This is a genomic window from Dietzia sp. SYD-A1, assembly GCF_015356725.1.
GTDB lineage: Bacteria > Actinomycetota > Actinomycetes > Mycobacteriales > Mycobacteriaceae > Dietzia.
This window is the reverse complement of sequence record NZ_JADDKI010000473.1, coordinates 1-1,382: the sequence shown is the minus strand read 5'-3', so window position 1 is coordinate 1,382 and position 1,382 is coordinate 1. Positions and strand designations below refer to the sequence as shown.

Here is a 1,382-nt window from a genome sequence, read left to right as displayed (position 1 = left end):
GTCGCCACCCATGAGCCCGCCGTCGAAGAAGCCGTCGCCGCCGTCGCCGCCCCCCATGTCACTGACGTCCGCGCCGCCCTCGCCGACCCCGGCGGCGAAGTCCTCTCCGGAGTAACCGACACCCGCCATCCCGGCGAACATCATGTTGAACATCATCATCGAGCCCATCATCCACACGCCCGTCGCCAGGGCGGAGGCCCACCACGGCTCGGAATACCAGCCGGCCGGCACCGGCCGTCCGGCGACCACACCGCCGGGGTAGTAGTGCGGGGTCTTGTCGCTCGGCCCGGTCGCGGCGGTCATCGTGCGACCCTCGACCTCGACGGTCCGGTCCTCGGTCACCCGGCCGGCGCGTTCCTGACCGTCGGTCGTGGGCAGCTCCGGGCCGGGGTCCAGGCCCATCGCCGACCGGGCGGCACGCACGTAGTACAGCCCCTCGATCGCGGTGTCCTTGGCCAACCGCGCCTGGACCGGCGTGCGGGCGTTCTCGAGTTCGGTCACGGCCGCGGTGTAGCGCTCGGACGCATCGGCCATGGCCTGCTTCGAGGCCTCGTCGGTGCCGTCGAGGTTGAACACCTGACCACCGAGGCGCTCGACCCAGCGCGAGGCCTCGGCACGATGGTCCTCGAGATGGCGGTTGTCGTGCGCCTGGAGCTGCGTCTGACCGTTGTTCTGGCTACGGGAGACCACCGCGACGGCCACCGCGATCACTGCGGCGATGAGGAGGAATTCCACGGGTCGACCTTTCTCGGTACTACTGACCGAGCGTACCGAGATTGCGTCCCGCCGGTCGGTGCCCGCCTGGCTCCGTGGGCCGGGCGGTCGGGGTCCGTCCGACTCCCGATTCGCCGAGGGTGGCCCGGTCGAGCCACGCCGCGGCGGCGCCCTCGACGGAGGTGCCCTCGATGACCATCGGCCATGCGCCGTCCATTCCGCCCGTCACCGCGACCTCGGTGAGAACGGCGTCCCAGAAGGCCGTCGAACCGAACTCACCGCGCCACTGCAGTGCAGGCAGGGTCAGGCGGTGCAGGGTGTGCTCGTGCGTGGTGCCGATCGCCCCGTGGACCTGGTGCGCGTTGCGCACCGCGACCGCGACGGCCTGCGAGGCCACACTGCGGGCCACCGCCACCCGGAACTCCGAGAGCGGCCCGGTGAGGTCCGTGACCATGGCGTCGGCGACGGCCTGGTCGACCGCGGCCCGGGCCAGGACGGTCTCCGCGGCGATGTCGACCACCAGGTTCTGCACGGACTGGAACTTCGCCAACGCCCTGCCGAACTGATTCCGCTCGGTCGAGTGGGCGATCGCCGACTCGAGCATCCCCTCCGCGGCCCCCACACACTGCACGGCCCGGGCGAGCGCGCCGCGCAGCACCGCCGACTCC

Annotated in this window: 2 protein-coding genes; both read right to left on the bottom strand. The window is 71.9% G+C overall.

The window, feature by feature from the left end:
• Positions 1–735 (bottom strand): DUF1542 domain-containing protein (locus IY392_RS15805; RefSeq protein WP_194861724.1); only part of this gene is annotated, 735 nt, incomplete at its 3' end.
• A gap of 19 nt (positions 736–754) precedes the next feature.
• Positions 755–1,382: acyl-CoA dehydrogenase family protein (locus IY392_RS19335; RefSeq protein ID WP_228549504.1), on the bottom strand; the 628-nt coding region annotated here is incomplete at its 5' end.